Origin of the sequence: Lelliottia sp. CFBP8978 (assembly GCF_034046055.2) — a bacterium.
GTDB lineage: Bacteria > Pseudomonadota > Gammaproteobacteria > Enterobacterales > Enterobacteriaceae > Enterobacter.
Map to the genome: position 1 here is coordinate 2622842 of NZ_CM188253.1, position 25990 is coordinate 2648831.

The following is a 25990-nucleotide window of genomic DNA, read 5'->3' on the forward strand; positions in this document are numbered from 1 at the left end:
CAGGATGTTCAGTTCGGGTGGATAACCGGATCGCAGGGTAAAAAAAAGCAGCGGTAATGGCTTACCGCTGCTGGAATCTTGCCCATACGTTCGGGTTAAACAGCTTGTTCGATCTGTTCATCCAGCAGTTGTGGATTAATATCGGCAGCTTCCGGGGAAAGTTTACGTCTTTTTACCGCTCGCGATGGCGGCTGACATAAACTACAGGCAAAGCTGCCTGCAGGCTGATGAGCATGGGTGATAAAGTTGCCGTCGCAGCAGCTACAGCGCGACAATTGTAACAGGCCGCTTTCAACGAAACGCACCAGGGTCCATGCACGCGTCAGCGCCAACAGAGGTCCTTCCTCAGGCTGCGGACATTGTTCAAGGTAAAGTTTGTAAGCTTTGATGACGGCATCGACGCCGCTACACAAACCGGTTTTAAGCAGATACTGCCAGGCGTTACAAAACATCGAGGCATGGATGTTTTGTTCCCAGGTCATAAACCAGTCTGTTGAAAACGGCAGCATGCCTTTCGGCGGCGGGCTACCGCGTAATTCTTTGTATAACTTGATAAGTCGACCGCGGCTCAGTTGAGTCTCGCTTTCCAGCATTTGTAAGCGAGCGCCCAACGTGATCAGTTCCATTGCCAACTGAATGTCGCGAGCTTCCTGAACAATGCTTTTTTCGCTCATCGTTATGCCCTTTTCTTACGGGCCACGTCGTCAGGCTGGCTGATTTCGGTGAGGAGGCGGGTTGAAAGCAAAATTCCGGTGTGGATCTGTTGCAGATCGTCAACGCGAGAGTCCTGAGTCAGACGCGTAATCGTCTGGTGGCTGTCGAAACGGAATTGACACACCAGTTGATTGGTTTCCGCCAGTTTGACCATCTGCGGGAGTGTTAATCCCCCCAGTGTTGTGGCCATTTCTTCACTGATACCAAGGCGGAACATAGCGGACGCTTTGTCCTGACTGATCAAACGTTGGGCAAGTAATAAATATGACAAATTGATGTCATAGACATGTTTCAGCATCTCGGATGTATGCATTTTTCCCATCCAGAATAACCAACTATTATTTTTATGCGGTCAGACCGCACCCCGTGATGTCGCCGGGAAAACCCCGGTAAAAAAAAGAAAAGGCGAAAATGCATAGTTGAATTAAGGGTGAGACAAGACAAAACATGGGGCGTTTTAGAAGGAGATTTCGCTTACATGTTTTATCATTTCTTACAAATAACTAAGATTTTTCCTAATTCGAGGCAACTCTACTCGTCAGTATTCCGACATACAATCCAGCCCATGCCGAAATTTGAAAAAAATGTGATCCACGTCACATAATTTGAGTGAAAACGACCGATAAATCCATCAGCGCAACTTGTAATTTGCTCATTTTATGCTCACCTCGCATACTTTTATATTCTTAATGAACGAATACTCATGCAGAAGAGGCATTCTTTTGGGCACGGATTTTGCCCGAGGCTTACCCTTACTCTATTAGCGGTTAATATCGCATTTCTGTGTTAGAAACAAAATAATAATACACATATAAAACAATATGTTAACCATGAATTCAGTTAATTTGATTTCACTGCGTGATCATCACTCTGATGTAGAAAACCGGTTACAAGGATTTAGCGCCTGGTGATGAGGTTTGTGCAATTTAAGTTAAGTTCCTCATTTCCAATGCCGAGCGCAGTTATGCCACTATTCTTTTTATAAGAATAATTAATGAATAATTATGATAAGCGTCACACCAATGCCGTATTGTCCCCTTGCGAAGCGGGAGAAATCGCGCTAATGGTGATGAATACTCTTTTTCTGGTCATGTGAGGAGTGAGTGATGAGTTACTCTCATATTCTTGTTTCTGTGGCAGTTTCACCAGAAAGCCATCAGCTTGTCGCGCGGGCGGTCTCTATCGCGCAACCGCTCAACGCCCGGGTGAGTTTGATTACACTTGCCGCCGAACCCGAAATGTATAACCAGCTGGCCGCGCCAATGCTGGAGGACATTCGGGGTCTGTTACAGGAAGAAACGCAGCAATTTCTGCATGAACTGGAAGGAAAGGCCCGCTACCCCATCGCCAGAACGTTTATCGCTACCGGCGAACTCAGCGAGCATATTTTGGATATTTGCCGTAAAGAGCACATCGACCTGGTGATTTGCGGCAACCATAACCAAAGCTTCTTCTCACGCGCGGCGTGTTCAGCGAAAGCGATCGTCGGGTCGAGCCAGGTCGATGTGTTGCTGGTTCCCCTCGGCAGCTAGCGCCACCGAGGGGGTGATTCAGGCAAGCTTAGGGAAGGTTGCGACCTTTTTTTGCAGGTTGCTCTCCTTGCTTCGGGGCGTTATCCGTTCAAGATCGCGAATAAAACTCTCTTGCCAGTGGTTAATATCGTTTTTGCGAATGACCTGCATCATCTCGGCATGACGTGAAATACGCTCCGTGAGAGGCATTGTCAGCGCACGATCCAGGGCGTTCGCCACATCATCACTGTCGTAAGGATTGACGATCAGCGCGGAAGTCAGTTCATTGGCTGCGCCCGCGAATTGTGACAGCACCAGCACGCCGGGATCTTTCGGATCCTGCGCCGCAACATACTCTTTGGCCACCAGATTCATCCCGTCGCGCAGTGGCGTCACCAGCCCGACTTCGGCGTAGCGGAATACCTTCATCAGGACTTTACGATCGAAGTGCTGGTTCAGGTAATAGAGCGGGGTCCAGCCCAACTGACCATAACGCCCGTTGATTCGCCCGGCCTCTGTTTCTAACTGATGGCGGATATCCTGATAGGCCTGGACTTCACCACGGGAAGTTGGCGCAATCTGGGTGTAACGAATTTTGCCATGATGCTGAGGGAAGTTTTCCAGCAATCTCTCGTAAGCCTGGAAGCGCTCTGGCAGGCCTTTGGAATAATCCAGACGCTCTACCGAAAAGATATTTTTGACGTTCTTCAGCTCATTTTTGAGCTGTGCCAGCTTGGTGGGCAGCGGCCCTGAAGCGTCGGCGGCGATCTCGTCCGGTTCGATACCGATGGGATACACTTCGGTTTCAAATGTTTTCCCCCACGCGGTATGGGATTTCCCGCTCCGCGTTGTCAGGCGCGTTTTACCAGAGATGCTGTCGAGAAATGCCAGGCGGTCGTTTTCAGTCTGGAAACCGAGTAAGTCGTAATCACACAGACCTTCGAGTAACTCTTCGTGCGGCGGCAATGCGGTGAAGATTTCCGGCGTCGGGAACGGGATATGCAGGAAGAAGCCGATTCGGTTATTGACCCCGCGTTTTCTCAGCTCGCTGGCAAATGGCAGCAGGTGATAATCGTGGATCCATAAAATATCGTCTTCCTCGATTAATGGCAGCAGTTTATCCGCCAGCAGGGCGTTGACTCGCTGGTAGCCATCCCACGAATCGCGCTGGAATTTAACCAGGTCAAGACGATAGTGGAAAGCAGGCCACAGTACGGCGTTGGAAAACTGAGAGTAGTACTCTTCATAATCCTTTTCGCCGAGATTAAACGATGCCCAGGTGATATTGCCCCGGGTGACCTTTTTCAGCGGCTGATCCTCATCACCCACTTCGCCACTCCAGCCAAACCATAAACCGCCTGCTGTTTTTAAGGCACCCAATATCCCCACCGCCAGGCCACCTGCGCTGGATTTTTTATCGTCCGGTGGCGCGATACGATTAGAGACTACGACTAAGCGACCCATAATGTTTTCTCCTGTTCTCATCCGCTATTTTTTCTTCTTGTTGCTGGTTAGCGACTTCAGTTACCCATTGCCAGACGCTGGCGACATTATCCAGTCGCCACCTGGCACTGGTTTCACCTTGTCCAACTTTTACTGATACCCCGTTTGCCTGATTTACGGCGCTAAAACCGCTTTCATCGGTGAGGTCATCACCCACAAATACCGGAATTCTGCCCTTAAATGGCGCCTCGGCCATAAATGCCTTGATGGCTTCTCCTTTATTAATTCCACGCGGTTTGATTTCCACCACGCATTTGCCCGGCTGTATGGCCAACCTGTCGTTCGCCTCAACAACCGATGTTGCCAGCGCGATGACGGCCTTCTCATGCTCCGGGGCTTGTCTGTAGTGAAGCGCAAAAGCCATCCCTTTTGCTTCCAGCTCTGCCCCCGGCAGATGAGCCAGCGCTGTCGTCAGCTTCGCCTGCAGCGTCTGAATTAACGGCGCGGGGAGTGAAACAATATGCGCGTTGCCATGGATGTCGCGGCGCTCCGCACCGTGCACGCCGGCAAGCGGAAAGCGATAAGGTCTGGCCAGCTCATCAAGCTCGGCCATTGAGCGCCCTGATATCAATGCCAGTGCTCCCTGGCTGCTCTGCGAAAGTTGATGCAAAACCCGGAGAATGGTTGCGGGTAAAACCACCTGATCAGGATGAGGTTTGATCTCGGCGAGCGTTCCGTCGAGATCAAAAAAGAATGCACATTCTCCGGTCAGTGCAGGCGGTGCGGTTAACGTATCTGCCACCCTTGTCCTCCTTACGGTTTACGAGATGTGGAAACGGTTTACATCTCAGTAGCCATGTAAGTATAGACAGTGTGACGCTGCTCGCCATTTAGCAAAACGCCCACCAGCGTAGCTGGCGGGCAGTAAGGAGATGCGACTAAGCTTAAAAGTTGGGTCGCCTGAAGAAGAGAAAAGCGTTAGACGGTGCGCTTCGCTTTTTGCTTGTAACGGTCGAATATCACGGCTGCCAGCAGGATCAGGCCACGCACCACGTACTGAGAAAACGGGGAGATATTCAGCAGGTTCATCGCGTTTTCAACCGTGCCGAGGATCAGGATACCCGCCACCACATATGAGATTTTTCCGATGCCGCCCTTGAGGGAAACCCCGCCTAAAACGCAGGCGGAGATGACAATCAGCTCGTAACCAATCGAAGTCATCGGCTGGCCGCTGGTCATTCGCGATGCGAGAATAATCCCCGCCGCAGCCGACACCAGACCGGACAGCACGAAGATAATAATTTTGGTGCGCACCACCGGCACACCCGCCAGACGGGCAGCCTCTTCATTCCCGCCAATGGCCAGCGTATTTCGCCCAAACGTGGTTCTGTTGAGCAGGAAACCGAAAATGATCAGGCAACCCACCGTCAGCCAGATTGGCGCCGGCAGACCCAACCAGTTGGCGTAGCCGAGCGTGAAGAAACGTTCATCTTCAATACCCACCGCTTTACCGTCGGAAATGATATAGGCCAGGCCGCGCACAATCTGCATCGTGGCAAGCGTGGTAATCAGCGCGTTAATCTTCAGGCGCGCAATCACAAAGCCATTCACCAGCCCGCTGAGCATACCCAGCATCAAACCAGCGAAAACCCCAATCCACAGGCTTTCTGTCAGGTTGATGACCACGGCGGTAGTGACTCCCGCGCAGGCAATCACCGACGCCACTGAGAGGTCAAAATCGCCGGAGGCCAGGCAGAACAGCATCCCGCAGGCCACCATTCCGGACATGGAAATGGCCAGCCCCAGCCCTTTCATGTTCACGAAGCTGGCGAAATTAGGCACGAATATCGCGCACCCCAGAAACAGGACGGCAAACACGACCAGCATGCCGTATTGATCCCAGATGCGCCCGAGACTAAAAGCCGATTTCGGCGCCCGGGATGTAGAAACAGATGACATCGTTAACTCCTTAATCAGGCGACAGCCTGGCTGACTTTCGGCATGGCGAGACTCAACGCCTGTTGTTCATTCGCCTGTTCATGGTGTAGTTCACCCGCAATATCACCTTCACGCATCACCACAATGCGATCGGCTACGCCCAGCACTTCGGGCAAATCGCTTGAGGCAAACAACACCGCCACGCCGCGTTTTGCCAGCTCATAAATGACGTTGTAGATTTCATGCTTGGCTCCGACGTCGATTCCGCGCGTCGGCTCATCGAGTAAAATGACTTTCATCTCCTCCGACAGCCAGCGGCCAAGGATCGCCTTTTGCTGGTTGCCGCCGGAAAGATTCATAATCAGCTGCTCGGCTCCGGGGGTTTTGATGTTCAGAGAGCGAATATGGTGATCCGCGTTATTCGTCTCCCAGCTGTCGTTAATCAGGCATCCGGCGCGAATAAATTTACGACGCGCGGAGATATTAATGTTGTCCCGCACAGAGTGAACCGGGATGATCCCGTCCGCTTTTCGGTCTTCAGGACACAACATCATGCCCGCCCGGATAGCGTGTGCCGGCTTACGAATATCCACCGCCTGGTCATCAATATAAATCTGGCCTGCGGTGATGCGCGTGCCACCAAACAGCCCTTTCATCAGTTCGCTGCGCCCTGCCCCCACCAGCCCGAAAAGTCCGACGATCTCGCCGCTGCGCACCGTCAGACTGATCGGCATGCGCACGCCTGGCGCTTTAACCCCTTCCAGCCGCAGCCGTTCGGTTCCGTACTGTCTTGGCTGCCAGTGATAGATATCGCCCAACTCCCGCCCGACCATCGCCTGTACCAGCTGGTCATGATTGACCTGCTGCATATCCGTAAACGTGCGCACGTAACGACCATCTTTAAAGACGGTGATGGCATCGCTAAGGGCAAAGATCTCTTCCATACGGTGTGAGACGTATAAAATGATGCGCCCTTCTTTACGCAGTTCGCGGATCACCCGGAACAGATTGTCGATTTCTCTTGCCGACAGCGAACTTGTGGGTTCGTCAAAGGCGATGATTTTGGCGTTTCGCGCCAGCGCCTTGGCGATTTCCACCATTTGCCACTGGCCGATGGAGAGATATTTGAGCGGCGTTTGCGGATCGATATCCAGCCCGAGATGTTTCAGCTGCAGGCCCGCCTCATAATTCAGCAGTGAGCGATTCACGAAACCGCTTTTATGCGGGAGTTGCCCGAGGTAAATATTTTCCGCGACGGTCATCTCCGGCACCAGATGCAGTTCCTGGTAAATAATGGCGACCCCGGCATTCAGCGCTGCGGTGGTATCGGCAAAAGTGACCTCTTCGCCGCGAATAACAAGCGAACCGGTAGTGGGGGCATAGTTCCCGCTGAGGATTTTTAACAACGTGGATTTTCCCGCGCCGTTCTCCCCCATCAGAGCGTGGATCTGGCCGGGATAGCAGTCGAAACTGATATCGGTCAGCGCGTTAACACCGGGAAATGTTTTACCGATGCCGCGAAAAGAGAGATACGGGTCAGACTGTTGCATAACGTCTCCGTGATTCCAGTAGTGTACGTCTGGCCCCTCGATGACGAGGGGCGCAATCACAACAAATTACTTCCCGCCCAGGCCCTTCTTGGCTAACTCCTCTTTGAAGTTGTCGCGGGTAATCAGCACTACATCGGTGACTTCGGTAAATTTCGGCGGCTCTGCGTCTTTGGTGACCCAGTTATAGAGCATTTCGCTTGATTTATAGCCGTGTACGTCCGGGCTTGGCAGCAGCGATCCGTAGAAGCCGGTCGCCTGCGCTTTAGACAGTTCGCTTACCGCATCGACGCCATTAATCCCCACGCCAATCACGTCAGCGGCTTTAAAGCCCTGGCCTTCTGTGGCGCGTACGCCGCCCAGCACGGTGTTATCGTTCATCCCGACCACCAGCCAGTGTTTCACTTCCGGATGCTGAACCAGCATGGAGTTCGCTGCATCAAAGGCGCCCGGAATATCGTTGGATTTGGTGGGGACTTTGTAGATCTGTTTTTCCGGGAATCCTGCTGCTTTCAGGGCATCCATGGAGCCAGAGGTACGACGGCGTGCGGTATCAAGTTCATCCGCGGTGATCGCCATAACCGCAGTCTCTTTCACGTCCCAGCCGCGTTTTTGCATCTCTTTATAAAGTTCCTGGCCCTGGCGTTCACCGATTTTGGTGGCCGCCATCATGACCAATGGAACGGTGTCCATCGGTTTGCCTTTGGCGTTGACGAACTGATCGTCAACCGCGATGACCTTCATGCCATAGCCGCGGGCTTTTGCCACAATAGCGGAGCCCAGCTTCGGATCCGGCGTACAAATCACGAAGCCTTTTGCACCACTGGCTGCCAGGCTATCAATCGCGTTTAAGGTTTTCTCACCATCCGGAACCGCAATTTTAATGACATCGAAACCAAGATCTTTCCCGGCTTTATCCGCGAATTTCCACTCGGTCTGGAACCAGGGTTCTTCAGGCTGTTTGACCAGAAAACCGAGCTTTAAATTCTCTGCGATAGCGGATTGTGACATAACCGCAGCCAGACCGATGGCCGCCAGCGTTTTAGTAAATTTGTGCATGGTTCACTCCAGCTTTAGCATTCTTTTATGTAGGGTATCGTTAAGTGCTTTTAAGAGAATCAGACTTAAAACAAGGCATTAGCGCTCACCATGTAATAAGCGATAGTGCTGGAGATAGTTTTAGCGGGAAATTAATCATCCATAAGAGAGCGCCATCACACCGCAGAATTACAGTAATTGCGTACATAGATTCAGCGATAAATGACATAAATCAGACGGGTATTGTCGGACAAATAGAGGCGGGTGAAGCAGGATTATCCATGAGGTCAGCAAAGAAGTCCCTGGAAACCGGACGCTTTCACGTCCGGCAAACCATTACCACGGGTAATAGATGTGTTCGGCATGTTCGCGAACCGGCGCTTCGTCGCCAAGCAAACGCGCCGCGAGAGTCAGGGCAAAATCAAACGCGTGGCCAAGACCTTTCCCGCTAAGGAGATTTTGATCTTCTACCACCGGCGCATCGACATACTCCCCCCCTTGCACCGACTCCCATAACTCACCGGAGCAGACATAGCGACGCCCTTTCAGCAGGCCATTGCCACCCAACACGCGGGCCGCCGCAGAACAAATAGGGCATATCAGTTTTCCCGCCTCGTCGTGAGCAGTCACAAAGCGGATGACATCTTTGTTGGCCGCCAGATTCACGCTACCCTGAGGCCCTCCCGGCAGCACAACCGCATCGTAAAGCGTATCAAGACGCTCAGTCAGCGTACTGTCGGCCACCATTGGAATATTATGGTAGCTCACGACCGCCCGCGACTCTGCGCAGGCCAGCATTTCCACCTCAATATGCATACGACGCAGAATATCAATGGTGATAATGGCTTCTGCTTCTTCAAATCCGGGTGCTAACAACACCGCCACTTTAGTCATCATGTTCCCCATAAATGAACGACACTTAAAACATCGTTTCATTTTCACAAAAAGACCTGGAGTGAAGTTGCGACTGGATCACAATTTTGTCATTTTAAAAAATGACTGATGGCAGAATTTCATTCTGATTTGATGAATCATGCTGACTATTAAAAATTTTTAATTTGTTTAGCGCAGATTAAATTATTAATGTAATAAATAAAAAAGAAGTGAATAATCAGTAAGTTAAATACACACCTTCACTAACTACCGCTGATCAAACTGATTCCGGGTGGGTATTATCACCCAGCATTACAATGTAGTCGCGGTGAATGATTCAATTATTCCTTTGTGTTCCCGAAAGATATGTATAAACGGAAATGAATCGTTGATCACATTCAGTACGCCGCAAACAGTCCTATTCTGAGGTTAATCATCCCGCCCCGAAATAAGGATATAATAATGACTACTTCTGGAATGATTCAAAAACTCAACACGCAAATGAATCTTGAGTTTAATGCCTCTAATCTCTATCTCCACCTCAGCGACTGGTGTTCAGAGCACCGCCTCAATGGAACCGCCACTTTCCTGCGTACACAAGCTCAAAGCAACATTACGCAAATGATGCGCGTCTTCGAATTTATGAAAAAATCCGGCGCGAATCCAATCGTTAAGGCCCTCGAAATGGAGGATGAAACCTGTTCTTCACTTGAAGAGCTTTTCCAAAAAACGCTCGACGAGTACAAGCAGCGCCTGACCATGCTGAACACCCTCGCCAGTGAGGCCAAAGCCCTGAAAGATGAAACCACCCTCGATTTCTTACAGGATATAGGAAAGGAGCAGCAGCAAGACGGCGTGTTGCTGCAAACTATTCTTGAAGAAGTTCGTCACGCCAGGCGGGCCGGGATGTGTCTTGAGCAGACCGATCAGCATCTACTGAATCTGGTAAATTACCAGCATCACTAATTGGTCGGCCTGCTTAACCCGTTTTGCAGGCCATCACCCTTTTCATGTTAAATTATCGTTACCAACTCTTTGCTTTTATTATATTTTTACAAATTCGATCTGGCTCCCAATCGTTAACCACACAAAGTGAAATGATTTAATTCATTTCATTATTAATGACGAGGGTTTCATGATCACCATTGAGTTTATTGTCATCATTGCCTGTCTGCTGGTCGGAACGCGGTTCGGCGGCATGGGACTGGGGTTGATAAGCGGTATCGGCCTGTTCATTTTAAGTTTTGTTTTTGGCCTGCAGCCAGGGAAACCGCCCGTCGATGTCATGCTGACCATCCTGGCCGTGATCGGCTGTGCCGCAACGCTACAAACGGCTGGCGGCCTGAATGTGATGATGCAGTTTGCTGAACGCTTACTCAGACGCCACCCGCAACATATTACCCTGCTGGCTCCCTTCACCACGTGGATGCTGACCTTCTTATGCGGAACGGGTCATGTGGTTTACACCATGTTTCCGATTATCGCCGATATTGCGCTCAAGAAAGGCATTCGTCCCGAGCGACCGATGGCGGTAGCGTCGATAGCGTCTCAAATGGCGATCACCGCGTCACCGGTCTCTGTCGCCGTGGTCTCGCTGGTTTCCATTATTGGGGCACAGCACGGGATCGGCCAGGCCTGGGGCATTCTCGAGATTTTAGCGATTTCAGTACCTGCGTCGCTCTTTGGAGTGATGGTTGCCGCACTATGGAGCTTACGCCGGGGGAAAGATTTGGCCGATGACGCTGAATTTCAGGAAAAGCTCAACGATCCGAAACAGCGTGAATTTATTTACGGCAGCACCGAAACGCTCATGAACCAACGCTTCCCAAAAGAGGCGTACTGGTCAACGTGGATTTTCTTTGCCGGCATCGCGGTGGTAGTCTTGCTGGGCGCCTTACCCGATCTGCGACCAGCGTTCGAAATAAAAGGTAAAATGACGGCGCTGTCGATGAACCTGGTGATTCAGATGATGATGCTGATTGCCGGGGCGGTGATGCTGATTGCCTGTAAGGTCAATGCTTCTGCGATTTCCAGTGGTGCCGTGTTTAAAGCCGGCATGGTGGCTATCTTTTCAGTGTTTGGCGTTGCCTGGATGAGTGATACGTTTTTTCAGGCGCATCTCGACGAGCTGAAAATGGCGCTGGAAGGCGTGGTCAAAAGTCACCCCTGGACCTATGCCATCGTATTGTTCCTGGTTTCAAAGCTGGTAAACAGCCAGGCGGCGGCGCTGACAGCCGTTGCGCCTATGGGATTAATGCTGGGTATTGAGCCGAAAATGCTGATTGCCTTTTTCCCGGCCTCTTATGGTTACTTCGTGCTGCCGACCTATCCCAGCGACCTGGCCTGTATCGGCTTTGACCGTTCAGGCACCACGCGTATCGGCAAATTTATTATCAATCACAGCTTCATTTTGCCGGGGCTTATTGGCGTGAGCTGCGCCTGCGCGGCAAGTTATCTGCTGGTGCAAACCTTCTTCTGACCCGCCCACAGGGCGACACACTCTGTCGCCCGTCAGCATATTATCAAAAACAGTTTCTAATTTCGAAACATCGGTTTATTTTAGTGAGACTCACCCTGCGGTGTGAATTTCAGTTCGATAAGCGCGATGGCTTTTTGAATCGCACGAAGCGTAACCGGATCCGCTGCAGCAGGATGGCTGGTGAAATCGATGTTTTTCAGTTGGGTAGACATTTTTTCGCGCACTTCGATCGGCGCAATAATGTCTAACACATCCAGGATCTGTTTGATAACCAACTGGCATGCGACGACGTCAGAAACCAGTTCCTGATCGGCGCTCAGATTTTGAGACATAGGCTGCTCCTTAATTAAAAGACCGCCATAGTAGCAAAACCACAGCCCTTTCATCTTCCCTCACGTCGTTCGCAGGCATAAAAAAACCTGCCGAAGCAGGTTTTTCCATCAGAACATTGCGCCTGGCGGGACGTCTTTAAATGTATTGCAGTAGTTTTCCCACATGCTTTTCAGGATTTTGCGCAGTTTCATTTGATGCTCCGGTAACGTGTTATGCAGGTGTTATTGTCTATGCGCATATAATATGACCACCATCACAAAAATCAACGGTTATGTGATGCAAGTCACATACAAAAGAACCGAGATGCTGCTGATTTGTTACAGAAAACAACGATAAATCCGTGGCTTAGGCACTTATAAGTTCCAGTAAATTTTTATAAAATTTTTTGATATGGCAGGATAAAAATGGCTGAAAACATCACCGGAAAGGAGAGTCGCGGGCTGTCACCTGCGGCGCTGTTAGTTGCCGGGGCGTTCTTTATGGAGTTTCTCGACGGAACCGTGATTGCCACGGCGCTTCCGGAGATGGCGAAAAGTTTTGGCGTGCAGGCGGTTGACCTGAACATAGGCATCAGCGCCTACCTGATCACACTGGCAGTGTTAATTCCCGCCAGTGGCTGGATTGCCGATCGTTTTGGCGCGCGTAAAGTCTTTGCTATTGCGCTGGCCATTTTCACGCTGGCGTCGGTATTCTGCGGTATTTCCACCACGGTCGATCAGTTTGTCGCCATGCGTGTGCTTCAGGGTATGGGCGGTGCGCTGATGGTTCCCGTCGGGCGTCTGGCGGTGCTTCGCACCACGCCAAAACATCAGCTGATTACCGCTATCGCGACCTTAACGTGGCCTGCGCTGGTTGCCCCGATTATCGGTCCGCCACTCGGGGGGTTTATCACCAGCTACGCTGACTGGCGCTGGATATTCTTTATCAATGTTCCCCTGGGCATTATCGCGATTATTCTGGCGCTACGTATCATTCCTGACCTCCATGAAGATGCGCGGCGTCCTTTTGATATGCCGGGGTTTATCGCCACCACCATTGCCATGGTCTGCCTGGTGTATGCGATGGAGACGATGGGAGCCCGGCAGACGGAAGGTCTGCTGCTCGTCGCGCTTCTGGCGGCGGGAGCTATGGCGTTAATTTATGCTCTGCGTCATTTTCAACGCGCCGAGTGGCCGATGATCCGTCTCGACGCGCTGCAGGTCCCGACATTTCGCGTGACCATGTACGGCGGCTCGTTGTTTCGCGCCTCAATCAGCGCCGTCCCTTTCTTGCTGCCGCTGATGTTCCAGGTGGGTTTTGGCATGGATGCCTTTCACTCCGGTCTGCTGGTGCTGGCCGTGTTTGTCGGCAATCTGACCATCAAACCCGCGACCACACCGCTCATACGCCGCCTGGGATTCAGGAAATTATTGCTGATCAATGGCGCATTAAACGTTTTGTCTTTGCTCGCCTGCGCACTCATCACGCCTGACACGCCGGTCTGGCTGATAATGCTGATTCTCTATCTCGGTGGGGTTTTTCGTTCCATCCAGTTTACCGCCGTCAGCACGCTGGCCTTTGCCGATGTGCCCTCTGCGCAGATGAGCTATGCGAATACGCTGTTTTCAACCGCGACGCAGCTGGCGGTAGGGCTGGGAATTACACTTGGAGCGATTGGGATTCGTATCGGTGAAAAGGTGAGTGATGCGCTAAATATCGCCGCCATTCCTGGGATGAGTTTCCGCCTGGCCTTTGTCGCCATCGCGTTGATCTGCCTGGTGGGCATGTTTGACACTCTACGGCTGTCAAAAGATGCGGGAAGTGCCGTGTCGAACAAGTCATAAAAAAAGCCAGCATAGCTGGCTTTTGATTGGGGTCTTTGGGTGGCGTTGGATTAACCTACGATACCGCGAACAAAGGCTTCAATCTCTTTGTCCTGGCAGTTTTCAAAGAAGCACTGCTGGAAGCGCTGACCAGAAACGGCTGTTTTCACCAGTTCCGGATCGATGGCGCGCAGAGTATCCAGATAGTTCTCTTTCACCACAGCGGCTTTAACCTGGTTCAGGATGCCCGCGTTACGGACCTGTGGCTCTTTACGCTCTGGCGGATAACCTTCGCCTTTGCGGCCGGTGAACGCTTTTTCAAAGATAAAGCGAACGTTCAGCTCCGCGCCCCAACCAAATCCTTTAGCAAATGGCAGAGAGAGCGCGTTGCCGTTGTTGATTTGGGCAAACAGGAACGCATCTGCCGGGTCGATACAGTAACCGCAGATCACGCCCGGGTGGATGTTCAGAGACATCAGCGCGCCCTGGCCAGTACCGCAACCGGTCACCACAAAGTCAACCGACTTAGAATTCAACAGAATGCTGGCCATGATACCCAGATGGATGTAGGTCAGGTGGTGATCGTTCTCATCACTCATCCCGACGTTGTAGACCGGGAAGCCTTTCTCATCGACAACGGATTTCAATTCATTGAGGATAGTGGCGTTTTTGCCTGCCTGGCTGTTTTCCATCATCAGTGCAATTTTCATTCTTCATCTCCTGAATGCGTTGCGGGTTTTCCCGCCACAGATAGCTAATCGACTCAACCTTACTATCATGCAAACATACTTTCAAATTTACTGAAAAAATGTTTTAAAAAATTAAGGTGAGTTCACATAATCATGCAAAGAGAGGGAAACTCTCTGCCAGAGGATAAAGTGAAGAAATCTCTACTCTCACTTCCCTCTGTTAGCTAGACTGCTTTTAAAAGACAATAAAAATCCTTTGGGGAAGACCTGTGAATATGCGCTGCCGGACGCCTCGCATGACACCGCTTGTGTGGATTGCTCTCCTCGCTGGCCTGCTATGGGCCAGATCGCTTTGTGCACAACCGACCCCTGAGCCCCCCATTATCCCGGTCTGGATTTACAATGCCGACAGTTTTGAATTCTGGCGAACACCGCAAGGCGAAATGGCCGGTTTCTATCCTGAACTGATCCGCGCTATCAATCAAAAATATCGTACTCAACTCCAGCTACAGCCCATAAGTGGCCCTGAAATCGGGCAGCGTTTCAACACCGACAGCTACGGCGTATATGCCGGCGTTTTGCGCACCGAGGCCCGGGCGCGGTCCAAAATTCTCTCATCACAGCTTTTCAATAATGAAGTGGTGGCGGCCAGTCCGTCGCTGTCGGTCAATACCGCTGAAGAGCTTCGCAACGCCCGAGTGTTGTTTCGCCAGAGTGACGCCACCCTCGACAGCGTGCAAAAGCGCTACCCAGACCTGAAGTTTCGTTCGCTTCGACTGGTTGCCAGCAGTGAAGAGGCCTTTCGTTTACTCAGCGAGCATAAAGCCGACTTCTACATTAATGATGCCAGCGAGATGGAAAATACCCAGCGCTACTATCTTCTCTCGCGCCCTTTCCCGGAGCTGCGTATCCCCGTGGTTCTGGGGTTCAGCCCGGAGCTGCGCGACCTGCGTGAAAAAGTGAATGCGTTTATTGGCGAATGGTATCGCAGCGGAAAAATGCGCAACGCGCTGGAAGAGAGCAAACGCGACTACCTTTTAAGCCGCATCACTATTTCACCAGAAGAACAGGCCTGGCTCGCCAGCCATCGCCTGCAGGTCTGGCTTCCCAAAAACGAGAACTTTGCGCCGATTATCTGGAAAGATAGCCGCGGTTATCAGGGTACTGCCATCAACATGATCCACGACATGCGCGAGCTGCTGGGAATGGAGGTGGATGTTCATTTTATTGATAATTATACAGAAGCATTGCAAAAACAGCGCTGGCCAATCCGTATGGTGGATGTTGCTGAAAACAGAGATACCGGACATGCCGCAGGCCGTATCGGCCCGGATGCCGCCTGGCATAACGTCTATTACAACCGAATCAACCAGCCCTTTCTCTGGGATGAAGAGAGTATTCGCAGCCAGCGCGTGGGGGTACTGGCGGGTTCGTTCTCCGGACAATATTTACAGGCGCGATTTGGCAACGATGTCGTGATTGTTGAACAACGCGGTATTAACGAACTGATCGACGCCATCGACAACAACAAGATTGACTATATTCTGGGCGATTTGAGTTCACTGGAATCGAGGCTTCGCGGCAACGAACTGTTTCGTGGTGTACTCAAAGTGGCCGGCGTCACCCGCAGTGAATTTGTGATCGGCCCGTGGGTAGAGCCAGACCATCCTCTGTTTCATCTGCTGACGCAGGCGCACCGGCTGTCCGGGTTCCGCACCCAGCTTGAGCGTTCCGGTGATCAAGAGTTCTTCCCGGCGTTGACGAAAAACACCTTAAAAGTGATCAGCGTTGTGCTGCTCATCACCGCGCTGTTTAGCTCAGGAATGCTGGTGATGATGCGACGCCATATCAAAGAAAACCGGCTGGTTAACCGCAATATCGTCCAGGCGCTGGAGAAGGTTAATCGGGCCCACGATGACGAGACCGGCAGCCATATTCAGCGGGTGGCAAAATACTGCGGCATGATGGCCCGTGAACTGAATTTGTCGCGCAAAATGATTAGCGAAATCGAACGCTTTGCCTCGCTGCACGACGTGGGAAAGATTGCGGTTCCGGATCGTATTCTGCGCAAGCAAGGCCCGCTGACGGAGCAGGAATTCAGTGAGATGAAACTGCACACCACCAAGGGATATATGATTATCCAGGGGCTTGGGCTGGGGCCGGTGGCAGAAAATATTATCCATTTCCATCACGAAAAATGGGACGGAAGTGGCTATCCCGAAGGACTACGCGGGGAGAATATTCCGCTTGAGGCGCGCATTCTGGCGTTAGCCGACGTCTATGATGCGTTGCGGCAAAAGCGGATCTATAAGCCAGGTTTTAGCCATGAGCTGGCGTGCGAAGTTATCCTCGACGGTACCGGAAAACACTTTGACCCGCAGCTCATCGCTCTCTTCCGTCAGCATCATCTTAAGTTTTGTATGATATTCGACAGTCTGGCCGACTAACTTATGCCGTTGAAAAGAGAAAGGGAAAATCCTCCGGCTATTCGAGGCATTGTGCTCCTCAACAGGCGTTAGGATAACGTGTCCCCCTCCGACTCAGAGCAAATTATGAAGAGATTACTCGTTGCTGGCTTACTTTTGCTGCTTGCGGGCTGCAGTGTCACCCGTCAGGCGGAAGTGAGTCATACCGATGCGCCAAACGGGATCGTCAGGCTTAACTACGGTCAGGCGATGCTGCAGAACGCCCATTATGATGCCTATGTGACCAATGGGACGGCCACGCGTGAATGTCAAAGCATGGGATATGCGACGGCCTCGTTTTACGGGCAACCCATCAAAACCTGTAGCATTTTCAGCGGTTCGGTCTGTCTGAATGAAAGCGTCACTATCCAGTATAAATGCCTGGGTTACGCCGTGAACCCTTCAGCGACGCAAGCCTGGTATTAATCCTGTTGCTGCCAGATGCACACTGGCAGCGCATTCAAATAAGAAACAGAACAATTCTCATTAATTTAATTATCACTGCCAATGCGTTTTATTCCCATTCGTATTTTTAATAATTAATATATTTATTTTACCTTTTGCAAATAATTAAATAACAAATTATAGTGACGCTTCTCTCGGCGATGAAATAATGAATGGAGCTGCACCATGCTGAAAACTGAAATGATCGATAAGCTCAACGAGCAAATGAACCTTGAGCTTTTTTCATCCCTGCTTTATCAACAAATGAGTGCCTGGTGCAGCTATCACAGCTTCGAAGGTGCGGCGGCTTTCCTGCGCCGCCATGCGCAGGAAGAGATGACCCACATGCAGCGCCTGTTTGACTACCTGGCTGATACCGGCAGCCTGCCGCGCATCAACCCTGTCGAGTCGCCGTTTGCCGAGTACACCTCTCTGGATGAACTGTTCCGCGCGACCTACGAACATGAGCAGTTAATCACTCAAAAAATTAATGAGCTGACCCATGCGGCTATGATGAGTCAGGATTATCCGACATTTAATTTCCTGCAGTGGTATGTTGCAGAACAGCACGAAGAAGAAAAACTGTTTAAATCAGTTATTGATAAATTATCTCTGGCAGGAAAATCAGGCGAAGGTCTTTACTTTATTGATAAAGAACTTTCGACCCTCGATACCCAGAATTAATTTTTTCAGGGTGTCATTCAGCTGACACCCTTTTTTTAGCGCGTTAATGGCGACAGATTTTACTTTCGTGCGTCGAAAATCCCTCTTCAACCGGAATAAACTTGCCTCGCGCAGCAAGGAATGTCACCAACTCCCCCGCCGACATATTTTCAGCCGAACAGGTATGAAAGCGCGCGTTGTTTCCAAAGCGTAAATCAATAGCCTGAATCAGACTCTTTTCGGTGTACTGTTCGCCGGACTCAAGCATCATATTGAGCACATCGTGCCCGTGGATTGACGTCATAACCCCTCCCATTAAAAGGCACAGGCTAAACGCTTTGACCCGCAAACACATTGCGCTGGCACAGGTTTACATGCACCCCGCACAGCTGGTACAGCGCCAGTCATGAGGATTGATCGCCTGATAAAAATGACGATAGCTGTCAGTCTCAAGCGGTATCGCATTTTCAAAGAACAGATCGGTTAACCAGTCGACGTTTTCAATAATCCAGTCATCTTCCGTTAATCCCTGGGCATACAGTTCATCTTCCGGATCGATGATATTGTAGATAGCCCACGTCCCCATATCCTTTTCCCGTCGCGGTTCCGGCAGCTCAAGCGCCTGCCCGTTCCAGCGAATGATCCAGTGTCCATGGCATAACAGATTACCTGAACGACTCCATGCCGCAGTAAATGGATTCTCCCCTGCCATCAGCCTCTCACTTTTGTTGATTATTTATCGTGAATGTTTAAGGTACGCCTGATTTTCACCCTATAACATTGCCCTTATGAAGTAGGCAAAACCCTCAAAAGTATCAGCCACTTGCCCAAAGGGAATCGCGCTCAATAAAGTGTATAAATATCATTACACCTGTTGTAACGCTGATTTGACGAAGACCCCATTTTCCCTTACTCTGCGCCGCAGATTGGGTTGCGATTTGTTGTCGTGGTAGAGGAAAGCGTGAAGAACAGAACTCTGGGAAGTATTTTTATCGTTGCGGGCACGACAATTGGCGCAGGAATGTTGGCGATGCCATTGGCTGCGGCTGGCGTCGGCTTTGGCGTCACGTTGCTGCTGTTAGGCTGTCTGTGGGCGCTTATGTGTTATACCGCATTGTTGCTGCTCGAAGTGTATCAGCACGTCCCGGCGGATACCGGGCTGGGCTCGCTGGCTGCGCGCTATCTCGGTCGCTACGGCCAGTGGATCACCGGCCTGAGTATGATGTTCCTGATGTATGCCCTCACTGCGGCTTACATGAGCGGCGCGGGCGAACTGATCGCCTCCAGCATCAATGACTGGTTCGGGACAGATATTTCTCCGTCCACGGGGGTTATCTTCTTCACGCTCATTGGCGGTGGAGTGGTATGCGTGGGGACGTCGCTGGTCGATCTGTTTAACCGTTTTCTGTTCAGCGCAAAAATTATTTTCCTCGTTGTGATGCTCGCGCTACTCGCTCCACATATTCATAAAGTGAATTTGCTCACGCTGCCGCTGGAGAAAGGGCTGGCGCTCTCTGCGATTCCGGTCATTTTCACCTCATTTGGTTTCCACGGCAGCGTGCCCAGCATCGTCAGCTACATGAATGGCGATATCCGTAAGCTGCGCCGCGTCTTTGTTATCGGAAGCGCCATTCCATTAATTGCCTATATTTTCTGGCAACTGGTGACATTGGGCAGCATTCATTCGTCCACCTTTATTGGCTTAATGGCAGATCACTCCGGTCTGAACGGATTCCTGCAGGCGCTGCGCGAGGTCGTTGCTTCGCCGCACGTCGAACTGGCAGTACATTTATTTGCCGATCTCGCTCTGGCGACCTCTTTCCTGGGCGTCGCGCTGGGCTTGTTCGATTACCTGGGAGACCTGTTCCAGCGCAGTCGCTCCGTTGCCGGGCGCCTGCAGACAGGGATCATTACCTTCCTGCCGCCTCTGGCGTTTGCACTGTTCTATCCGCGCGGATTTGTGATGGCGCTGGGGTATGCGGGGGTCGCGCTCGCGGTCCTGGCCCTGTTGCTCCCCTCCCTGCTGGCATGGAAAAGCCGTCAACAGCATCCTGACTCTGGCTATCGGGTCTGGGGGGGCAAGTTCCTGTTAGCGCTTGTCTTCGCCTGCGGCGTTGGGGTTATCCTGGTCCAGTTCTCTATTGCGGCGGGCGTTTTGCCAGAAGTGGGATAAAAAAAGGTTCATCGCGCCTTACCGGGGAACGCTGCTTTTATCTTCATAAAAAAGTAGTCGTTATCCCGGTATCCGTATGCCATTCGTTTTATCACTTTGATCTTGTTGTTCATTCCCTCAAGTACGCTGGTATTCAGACGATGCGTGGCACTCGCGATTATGCCGCTCACGTAACCCTTCAGCTTATCAGCGAACTGCTGCAACGCCCTGATGCCACTTTCCTGTGCCTGCCTGTACCACTCATTCCAGCGACGCTTCGCAACGTCTTTATCCGGGGCATACCACAGCTCTTTCAGGGCTGTTTTCATCACATACACCGTATTTAACGGCTGGTTCGCCGCCAGCAACTCTGCCAGTTTCACCTCATGCCCGGCCGGCAGGTTCTCTGGATTACGCAACAGCAACCAGCGGCCGCGTTTGATAACCTTCCGCGCCTTGCTGTTGTCACGCAACTGATTCGCCTGATCGACCCTCACTCTGTCGATGACTTCCCGGCCGAACTTCGCCACAACATGGAACAGGTCATACACCACTTCCGCCTGCGGGCACTGCGCTCTCACTTCCAGGTCCAGCGCCGTATTCATATCCATCGCGACAGATTCGATGGCGGCACATCCTTCCGGGCCCAGCCAGGTGAAGAACGGACGGAAGGCTACCCGGCTGCGCCCTTCACCGACCCACAGCACCCGTTGTGTATCTGCATCCACCACAACCGTGGCATAGCGATGCCCTTTGAACAGCGCGAACTCATCCATTATCAGGCGGCGCAGCGTGTGCCGTTCAGGCTCCCGGAGTTCCCGCCGCAGGCGTCGGCAGTCGATATTTTTAATGGTGTGCCAGTGCAGACCGGTCAACTGTGCCACATGCTTAACCGGCAATAACCGGGTAAGAGATTCCACCCAGGTCGCTAACGAGGACGTGTAACGTTGCCGTTCAGGCACCCATGAGATGTGCTCGGTGACAATCCCGCAGCGGGAACAGCGCAGACGGCGAACGGGAAGCTGAAGTGTGACGCGCCAGTGAAGTAAATCGCGCTCACGAACCCGTCGCACAGAGACATCATGGACAGCACAGTCTCTACAGCCACATCGACGGCAGGACGGCGCAAAACCGGGGTCAGGCCGGAGCGTAATAAGCAGAGCATCCGGTGCAGGATGAGTGAAGGAATCAACAGTGAAACCTTCCCAGAAGAGGGAAGAAAGATTAGCATTCATGGCAGACGGCGGTTGAGTGGCTGGTTAGTGTTTTGGCGAATACAAAACTAACCACTTTTACCGCCGTTTTCTATTGGTTCACGCTTAACCGCGATGAACCTAAAAAAAGGGCTCATCATGAGCCCTTTCTGATTAATGCAAACAGCAACTTTTGAATTTCTTACCGCTGCCGCAAGGGCAAGGATCGTTTCTCCCGACCTTCGCGCCATTCACGATTGGTTGCTGCGTGACCGTCTGCTGCGGATTCTCAAGCCAGTAGTTGTACAGACGTAACGCCGCCGGACGAATCGCTTCGATGCTGGCATGATATTCATCTTCCGTCAGCTCATCGAGTCGCGCAGTGTTTTCTTCGCTGCCGTGTAACGCAATCAGCGCCAAATCGGTCTTCAGCTCTTCAGGAAGCGTTGACCAGTCGGTCAATGCAACGCCCCGCATATAGCCATAACACCACTCTTCAACCACCGTGTAGCTTGTACCGTCCACTTCGTTAATACCAAAGACAGGCTCGAACTGGTCGGGGTAATCGCTTAATCGCTCGGCGATATCGTTCATATGCTTAAAGCAGAGATCGATAAATCGATTCATTTCACGATCGTTTTTCCAGCGCGGGATATGTTTTTCGCCACCCCATACCGCCACCAGCCAGGTGTCAGGCTCAACGACAAGAGGACCAGACAACACTGCGGTTAGCATGCCATCCAGCTCTGAAACATCGATCACAGACGCGTTTTCATGACCGTAAGACATTAATGTCTGTTCCAGCCACTCCATTTCGTTTTCATTTAATGGGCCTTCAGTCATTGCTCGAACTCCTGGGAAATTGACTATCAAGGAAGGGTAACACAGAAATGGCAGGCACAAAAAAACCACCCGGAGGTGGTTTCACGACACTGCTTATTGCTTTGATTATTCTTGTTTTCCCATGGTACCCGGAGCGAGACTTGAACTCGCACAGCGCGAACGCCGAGGGATTTTAAATCCCTTGTGTCTACCGATTCCACCATCCGGGCTCGGGAAGAAAGTGGAGGCGCGTTCCGGAGTCGAACCGGACTAGACGGATTTGCAATCCGCTACATAACCGCTTTGCTAACGCGCCTTAAATCTTCAGGCCTTTCGACCAGCACCCGCAATTGCCGATGCTTTTAATCTGGAGCGGGAAACGAGACTCGAACTCGCGACCCCGACCTTGGCAAGGTCGTGCTCTACCAACTGAGCTATTCCCGCATATGATTAAGCTAATTGCTAATCACTTGATTTTATTATCGTCCGACAGTGTGTGCCGCCGTTCGATGCGTTGCATTCTACTTATATGACGTGATGAGTCAACGTTAATTTTGCTTCCCCGGATCGTTTGCTGAAAATTACGCCGAAACGATCACTGTTCAAGCAAATCCCCACGCGCGGCGTTCAAATATTGCAGCATCGACCACAACGTCAGGACGGCGGCAACCCACAGCAGGCCGATACCCGCCCACTCAACCCAGGCGTTCGGACGCCACAGCATCCAGACCAGCGACGCCATCTGCGCGGTGGTTTTGACTTTTCCGATCCAGGAAACCGCCACGCTGCTGCGTTTACCCAGCTCGGCCATCCATTCGCGCAGAGCGGAGATGATGATCTCACGCGCGATCATCGTCGCTGCCGGTAAGGTCACCCACCAGGTATGATAATGCTCCGCCACGAGGACCATCGCGATCGCCACCATCACTTTATCGGCGACAGGGTCGAGGAACGCGCCAAAACGCGTGCTCTGGTTCCAGCGACGCGCCAGATACCCGTCAAACCAGTCGGTCACCGCAGCCACAAGGAAGATCAATGCACATGCGAAAGGAGCCCACGTGAACGGCAGGTAAAATGCCAGCACAAAGAATGGGATAAGTACGACGCGAAAAAGCGTGAGCAACGTAGGGATGTTAAATCGCATAGTGACGGTAACTGTCTGTTGTCAGTAAAATTTAGCTCTATGTTGCTACAGAGCCCTCAATGTTTCAACGAGTAGTAGATCTTTTCTGCCAGCCCTTGCGAAATACCCGGCACTTTTGCAATTTCCTCTACGCTCGCGTTGAGTAGTCCTTGCAATCCGCCCATGTACTTCAACAACATTTGCCGACGTTTTGGTCCAACGCCTTCAATCGTCTCCAGCGTGCTGGTATTTTTGACTTTCGCCCGTTTTTTACGGTGACCACCAATGGCGTGGTCGTGTGACTCATCGCGAATATGCTGGATCACATGCAGCGCAGGAGAATCTGGCGGTAAATTAAACCCTTCCCCCTCCGGCTCAAAGAAAAGGGTCTCCAGGCCCGCTTTACGATCGGTTCCTTTTGCCACGCCGAGCAGAAGCGGGTGATGTTTATCCCACTCAACATCCAGTTCGGCGAACACCTTTTTAGCCTGACCGAGCTGCCCTTTCCCGCCGTCGATCAATATCACATCCGGGATTTTGCTGCCTTCAATCGCTTTGCCGTAACGACGACGTAAAACCTGATTCATTGCAGCATAGTCATCACCGGGCGTAATACCAGTAATGTTATAGCGCCGATACTCAGCGCGCAGTGGGCCGTTAGCATCAAATACCACGCAGGATGCGACCGTCTGTTCCCCCATCGTGTGGCTGATGTCGAAACATTCCATCCGTTTCACTTCCGGCAATTTGAGAACCGACGCCAGCGCGATAAGGCGCTGATGAATAGTCGACTGCTGAGAAAGCTTAGTGGTGAGCGCAGTTGCAGCATTGGTGCGCGCCAGCTTCAGATAACGCGCGCGATCGCCACGCGGTTTGGTCTGAACATTCACGCGCCGTCCTGCCAGTTCGGAAAGCGAATCGGCCAGCAACGTTTTATCATTCAGATTAAAGTCGAGCAGGATCTCCGAAGGCAACGTACGCATCTGACTGCCCTGCAGGTAAAACTGGCCGACAAACGTTTCTACAACTTCACCCAGCTCGGTGCCGCCCGGTACTTTCGGGAAATAGCTGCGGCTGCCCAACACTTTGCCCTGGCGAATAAACAGCACGTGCACACAGGCCATCCCGGAATCGAACGAAACACCAATCACATCCAGATCATCGCCGCTATTCGAAACGAACTGTTTTTCCGTAACCCGACGCACAGCCTGAATTTGATCGCGAATCCGCGCGGCCTCTTCAAATGCCAGCGCCTGGCTGGCTTTTTCCATCCGCGCAATAAGTTGTGTCAGTACCTGATCGTCTTTACCGGCCAGGAACAAACGCACGTAATCCACCTGCTGCGCATATTCCTCTTCGCTGACCAAACCCGCCACGCATGGGCCGAGGCAGCGGCCAATCTGATACTGCAGACATGGCCGCGAACGGTTGCGATAAACGCTGTTCTCACACTGGCGGACCGGGAAGATCTTTTGCAGCAATGCCAGAGTTTCGCGCACCGCATAGCCGTTAGGGAATGGGCCAAAATACTCCCCCTTTGCATGTTTCGCCCCACGATGCGTCGCCAGACGCGGATGGGTGTCACTGCTCAGGAAGATAAACGGATAGGATTTGTCATCGCGCAGCAAGACGTTATAGCGCGGCTGATAAAGTTTGATGTAGTTGTGTTCAAGCAGCAGCGCTTCCGTCTCCGTATGGGTAACGGTAACGTCGATTTGCTGAATTTGAGCAACCAGAGCTTCGGTCTTACGGGAGGCAAGATTATTGCGAAAATAGCTCGAAAGACGCTTTTTAAGGTCTTTTGCCTTGCCCACGTAGATCACCGTTCCGCCAGCGTCATACATTCGATAAACACCGGGCTGGCTGGTAACGGTTTTCAGGAAAGATTTTGAATCAAACACATCACTCACTGACTGGTTAGGGTCTCTGATTTACACAGACCATGACGAATGGCCAGGTGAGTGAGTTCGACATCACCATGAATGTTCAGTTTACTGAACATCCGATAGCGGTAGCTGTTCACCGTTTTCGGGCTGAGATTGAGCTGCTCAGAAATCTCATTCACCTTCTGGCCTTTGGTGATCATCAGCATAATCTGCAATTCACGCTCAGACAAACTGGCAAACGGCGATCCTGTTTTTTCAGGTTCAATCTGACTTAATGCCATCTGTTGAGCGATATCCGAGGCGATATAACGTTGCCCGGCATACACTGAACGGATCGCATTCACCATCTCCTGTGGCGCTGCGCCCTTAGTGAGATAGCCTGCGGCGCCCGCCTGCATCACTTTTGCAGGCAGCGGATTTTCGGTATGAACGGTAAGCATGATGACTTTGGTATCAACAAAGGCACGCGCAATTTTGCGTGTTGCTTCGAGCCCACCGATGCCGGGCATGTTCATATCCATCAACACCACATCGGCGGAGTTGGCACGACACCACTTCACGGCATCTTCACCGCAACAGGCCTCACCGGCCACTTTAATACCCTTTATATCCTCAAGTATGCGTCGTATCCCTGCGCGCACCAGTTCGTGGTCATCAACAAGAAGAACGTTGATCAAGGGAAATGTCTCCAGAAATAGGGATAACGCTACTGACTGCTAATTCGTTTATATTAACGTTTTTCGACGCAACTTTAAAACGCTAAAAAACGCGCCATTCGATTCCGTTCTCATTTTTCTGGAAATTAGCCTGTACAGAGAGTGGAAAGATAAACCCAGCCACACGGGTGATTCGCCGCTATTTTTAAGCGCCTTGAT

Annotated in this window: 26 protein-coding genes and 3 tRNA genes; 8 read left to right on the forward strand and 21 right to left on the reverse strand. The window is 51.6% G+C overall.

Annotated features, from left to right (window positions below):
* Window positions 1–95 precede the first annotated feature (95 nt).
* A complete protein-coding gene (gene flhC / locus SOM82_RS12400) occupies window positions 96–674 on the reverse strand; it encodes a flagellar transcriptional regulator FlhC (protein ID WP_320461624.1) in 579 nt (192 codons plus the stop codon).
* A 2-nt stretch (window positions 675–676) separates the two neighbouring features.
* Entirely contained in the window at window positions 677–1027 is a 351-nt protein-coding gene (gene flhD, locus SOM82_RS12405) for a flagellar transcriptional regulator FlhD (RefSeq protein ID WP_320461625.1), read from the reverse strand.
* 793 nt (window positions 1028–1820) lie between these two features.
* On the opposite strand from flhD, the gene uspC reads away from it, so the two are divergent.
* Window positions 1821–2246 carry a universal stress protein UspC gene (uspC, locus tag SOM82_RS12410; protein ID WP_154125810.1) on the forward strand — a complete coding sequence of 142 codons (426 nt, stop codon included), beginning with the start codon at window positions 1821–1823 and terminating at the stop codon, window positions 2244–2246.
* Between the two features lie 18 nt (window positions 2247–2264).
* On the opposite strand, the gene otsA is transcribed toward uspC, so the two are convergent.
* The 6 genes from otsA to SOM82_RS12440 all read right to left on the reverse strand — a co-directional run bounded on the left by otsA (window position 2265) and on the right by SOM82_RS12440 (window position 9085).
* On the reverse strand, window positions 2265–3689 hold the full coding sequence (gene otsA / locus SOM82_RS12415; protein WP_154125811.1) for an alpha,alpha-trehalose-phosphate synthase: 1425 nt from the start codon (window positions 3687–3689) through the stop codon (window positions 2265–2267).
* The gene (gene otsB, locus SOM82_RS12420) at window positions 3664–4470 is read right to left on the reverse strand and encodes a trehalose-phosphatase (protein ID WP_320461626.1); all 807 of its coding nucleotides are present in this window, start codon (window positions 4468–4470) and stop codon (window positions 3664–3666) included. The genes otsA and otsB overlap by 26 nt, the downstream gene beginning before the upstream one ends.
* A 176-nt stretch (window positions 4471–4646) precedes the next feature.
* Window positions 4647–5627, reverse strand: a complete 981-nt coding sequence (gene araH, locus SOM82_RS12425; RefSeq protein ID WP_320461627.1) for an L-arabinose ABC transporter permease AraH — start codon at window positions 5625–5627, stop codon at window positions 4647–4649.
* A 14-nt stretch (window positions 5628–5641) separates the two neighbouring features.
* Window positions 5642–7156, reverse strand: coding sequence for an L-arabinose ABC transporter ATP-binding protein AraG (gene araG, locus SOM82_RS12430; protein WP_320461628.1), 1515 nt, complete (start codon window positions 7154–7156; stop codon window positions 5642–5644).
* A gap of 66 nt (window positions 7157–7222) precedes the next feature.
* Window positions 7223–8212, reverse strand: a complete 990-nt coding sequence (gene araF / locus SOM82_RS12435) for an arabinose ABC transporter substrate-binding protein AraF (RefSeq protein WP_154125814.1) — start codon at window positions 8210–8212, stop codon at window positions 7223–7225.
* A gap of 315 nt (window positions 8213–8527) precedes the next feature.
* Entirely contained in the window at window positions 8528–9085 is a 558-nt protein-coding gene (locus tag SOM82_RS12440) for a DJ-1 family glyoxalase III (RefSeq protein WP_320461635.1), read from the reverse strand.
* 441 nt (window positions 9086–9526) lie between these two features.
* Between SOM82_RS12440 and SOM82_RS12445 the strand changes: the two genes are divergently transcribed.
* Both SOM82_RS12445 and SOM82_RS12450 read left to right on the forward strand, forming a co-directional pair.
* A complete protein-coding gene (locus SOM82_RS12445; RefSeq protein WP_154125815.1) occupies window positions 9527–10030 on the forward strand; it encodes a non-heme ferritin-like protein in 504 nt (167 codons plus the stop codon).
* A 169-nt stretch (window positions 10031–10199) separates the two neighbouring features.
* Complete coding sequence (locus SOM82_RS12450; protein WP_154125816.1) at window positions 10200–11543, forward strand: anaerobic C4-dicarboxylate transporter; 1344 nt, start codon at window positions 10200–10202, stop codon at window positions 11541–11543.
* A gap of 80 nt (window positions 11544–11623) precedes the next feature.
* On the opposite strand, the gene SOM82_RS12455 is transcribed toward SOM82_RS12450, so the two are convergent.
* Window positions 11624–11875 (reverse strand): DUF2766 family protein, encoded by a 252-nt coding sequence (locus SOM82_RS12455; RefSeq protein ID WP_015959482.1) that lies wholly within the window; start codon window positions 11873–11875, stop codon window positions 11624–11626.
* Window positions 11876–11983: 108 nt separating this feature from the next.
* A complete protein-coding gene (azuC, locus tag SOM82_RS12460; protein WP_154125957.1) occupies window positions 11984–12067 on the reverse strand; it encodes a stress response protein AzuC in 84 nt (27 codons plus the stop codon).
* Window positions 12068–12280: 213 nt separating this feature from the next.
* Between azuC and SOM82_RS12465 the strand changes: the two genes are divergently transcribed.
* A complete protein-coding gene (locus SOM82_RS12465) occupies window positions 12281–13699 on the forward strand; it encodes an MFS transporter (protein ID WP_320461629.1) in 1419 nt (472 codons plus the stop codon).
* Between the two features lie 50 nt (window positions 13700–13749).
* Here SOM82_RS12465 and SOM82_RS12470 read toward each other — a convergent pair whose 3' ends face one another.
* The gene (locus tag SOM82_RS12470; protein ID WP_154125819.1) at window positions 13750–14388 is read right to left on the reverse strand and encodes an RpiB/LacA/LacB family sugar-phosphate isomerase; all 639 of its coding nucleotides are present in this window, start codon (window positions 14386–14388) and stop codon (window positions 13750–13752) included.
* Between the two features lie 275 nt (window positions 14389–14663).
* Here SOM82_RS12470 and SOM82_RS12475 point away from each other — a divergent pair, with 275 nt between their 5' ends.
* The 3 genes from SOM82_RS12475 to ftnA all read left to right on the forward strand — a co-directional run bounded on the left by SOM82_RS12475 (window position 14664) and on the right by ftnA (window position 17960).
* Entirely contained in the window at window positions 14664–16814 is a 2151-nt protein-coding gene (locus tag SOM82_RS12475; protein ID WP_320461630.1) for an HD domain-containing phosphohydrolase, read from the forward strand.
* A gap of 105 nt (window positions 16815–16919) precedes the next feature.
* The gene (gene yecR, locus SOM82_RS12480) at window positions 16920–17258 is read left to right on the forward strand and encodes a YecR family lipoprotein (RefSeq protein WP_320461631.1); all 339 of its coding nucleotides are present in this window, start codon (window positions 16920–16922) and stop codon (window positions 17256–17258) included.
* A 204-nt stretch (window positions 17259–17462) separates the two neighbouring features.
* Window positions 17463–17960 (forward strand): non-heme ferritin, encoded by a 498-nt coding sequence (ftnA, locus tag SOM82_RS12485; protein WP_320461632.1) that lies wholly within the window; start codon window positions 17463–17465, stop codon window positions 17958–17960.
* Window positions 17961–18003: 43 nt separating this feature from the next.
* On the opposite strand, the gene SOM82_RS12490 is transcribed toward ftnA, so the two are convergent.
* Entirely contained in the window at window positions 18004–18243 is a 240-nt protein-coding gene (locus SOM82_RS12490; protein WP_320461633.1) for a YecH family metal-binding protein, read from the reverse strand.
* A gap of 66 nt (window positions 18244–18309) precedes the next feature.
* A complete protein-coding gene (locus SOM82_RS12495) occupies window positions 18310–18651 on the reverse strand; it encodes a PM0253 family protein (protein ID WP_154125823.1) in 342 nt (113 codons plus the stop codon).
* 249 nt (window positions 18652–18900) lie between these two features.
* Here SOM82_RS12495 and tyrP point away from each other — a divergent pair, with 249 nt between their 5' ends.
* Window positions 18901–20112 carry a tyrosine transporter TyrP gene (gene tyrP / locus SOM82_RS12500; RefSeq protein WP_320461634.1) on the forward strand — a complete coding sequence of 404 codons (1212 nt, stop codon included), beginning with the start codon at window positions 18901–18903 and terminating at the stop codon, window positions 20110–20112.
* A gap of 8 nt (window positions 20113–20120) precedes the next feature.
* Here the strand turns inward: tyrP and SOM82_RS12505 are convergent, their stop codons facing one another.
* From SOM82_RS12505 to uvrY, 8 genes are all read right to left on the reverse strand, one after another.
* Window positions 20121–21326 (reverse strand): ISL3 family transposase, encoded by a 1206-nt coding sequence (locus tag SOM82_RS12505; protein ID WP_501083526.1) that lies wholly within the window; start codon window positions 21324–21326, stop codon window positions 20121–20123.
* A 132-nt stretch (window positions 21327–21458) separates the two neighbouring features.
* A complete protein-coding gene (locus SOM82_RS12510) occupies window positions 21459–22127 on the reverse strand; it encodes a YecA/YgfB family protein (protein ID WP_320461419.1) in 669 nt (222 codons plus the stop codon).
* 122 nt (window positions 22128–22249) lie between these two features.
* Window positions 22250–22336 (reverse strand) — tRNA-Leu (locus tag SOM82_RS12515).
* A 12-nt stretch (window positions 22337–22348) separates the two neighbouring features.
* A tRNA-Cys gene (locus tag SOM82_RS12520) sits at window positions 22349–22422 on the reverse strand.
* Between the two features lie 52 nt (window positions 22423–22474).
* Window positions 22475–22550, reverse strand: a tRNA-Gly gene (locus tag SOM82_RS12525).
* Between the two features lie 151 nt (window positions 22551–22701).
* Window positions 22702–23250: a CDP-diacylglycerol--glycerol-3-phosphate 3-phosphatidyltransferase gene (pgsA, locus tag SOM82_RS12530; RefSeq protein WP_154125826.1), complete on the reverse strand. Its 549-nt coding sequence runs from the start codon at window positions 23248–23250 to the stop codon at window positions 22702–22704.
* Window positions 23251–23306: 56 nt separating this feature from the next.
* Complete coding sequence (uvrC, locus tag SOM82_RS12535) at window positions 23307–25139, reverse strand: excinuclease ABC subunit UvrC (RefSeq protein WP_320461420.1); 1833 nt, start codon at window positions 25137–25139, stop codon at window positions 23307–23309.
* Window positions 25136–25792: a UvrY/SirA/GacA family response regulator transcription factor gene (gene uvrY, locus SOM82_RS12540; protein WP_154125827.1), complete on the reverse strand. Its 657-nt coding sequence runs from the start codon at window positions 25790–25792 to the stop codon at window positions 25136–25138. Before uvrY ends, uvrC begins: the two co-directional genes overlap by 4 nt.
* Window positions 25793–25990 lie beyond the last annotated feature (198 nt).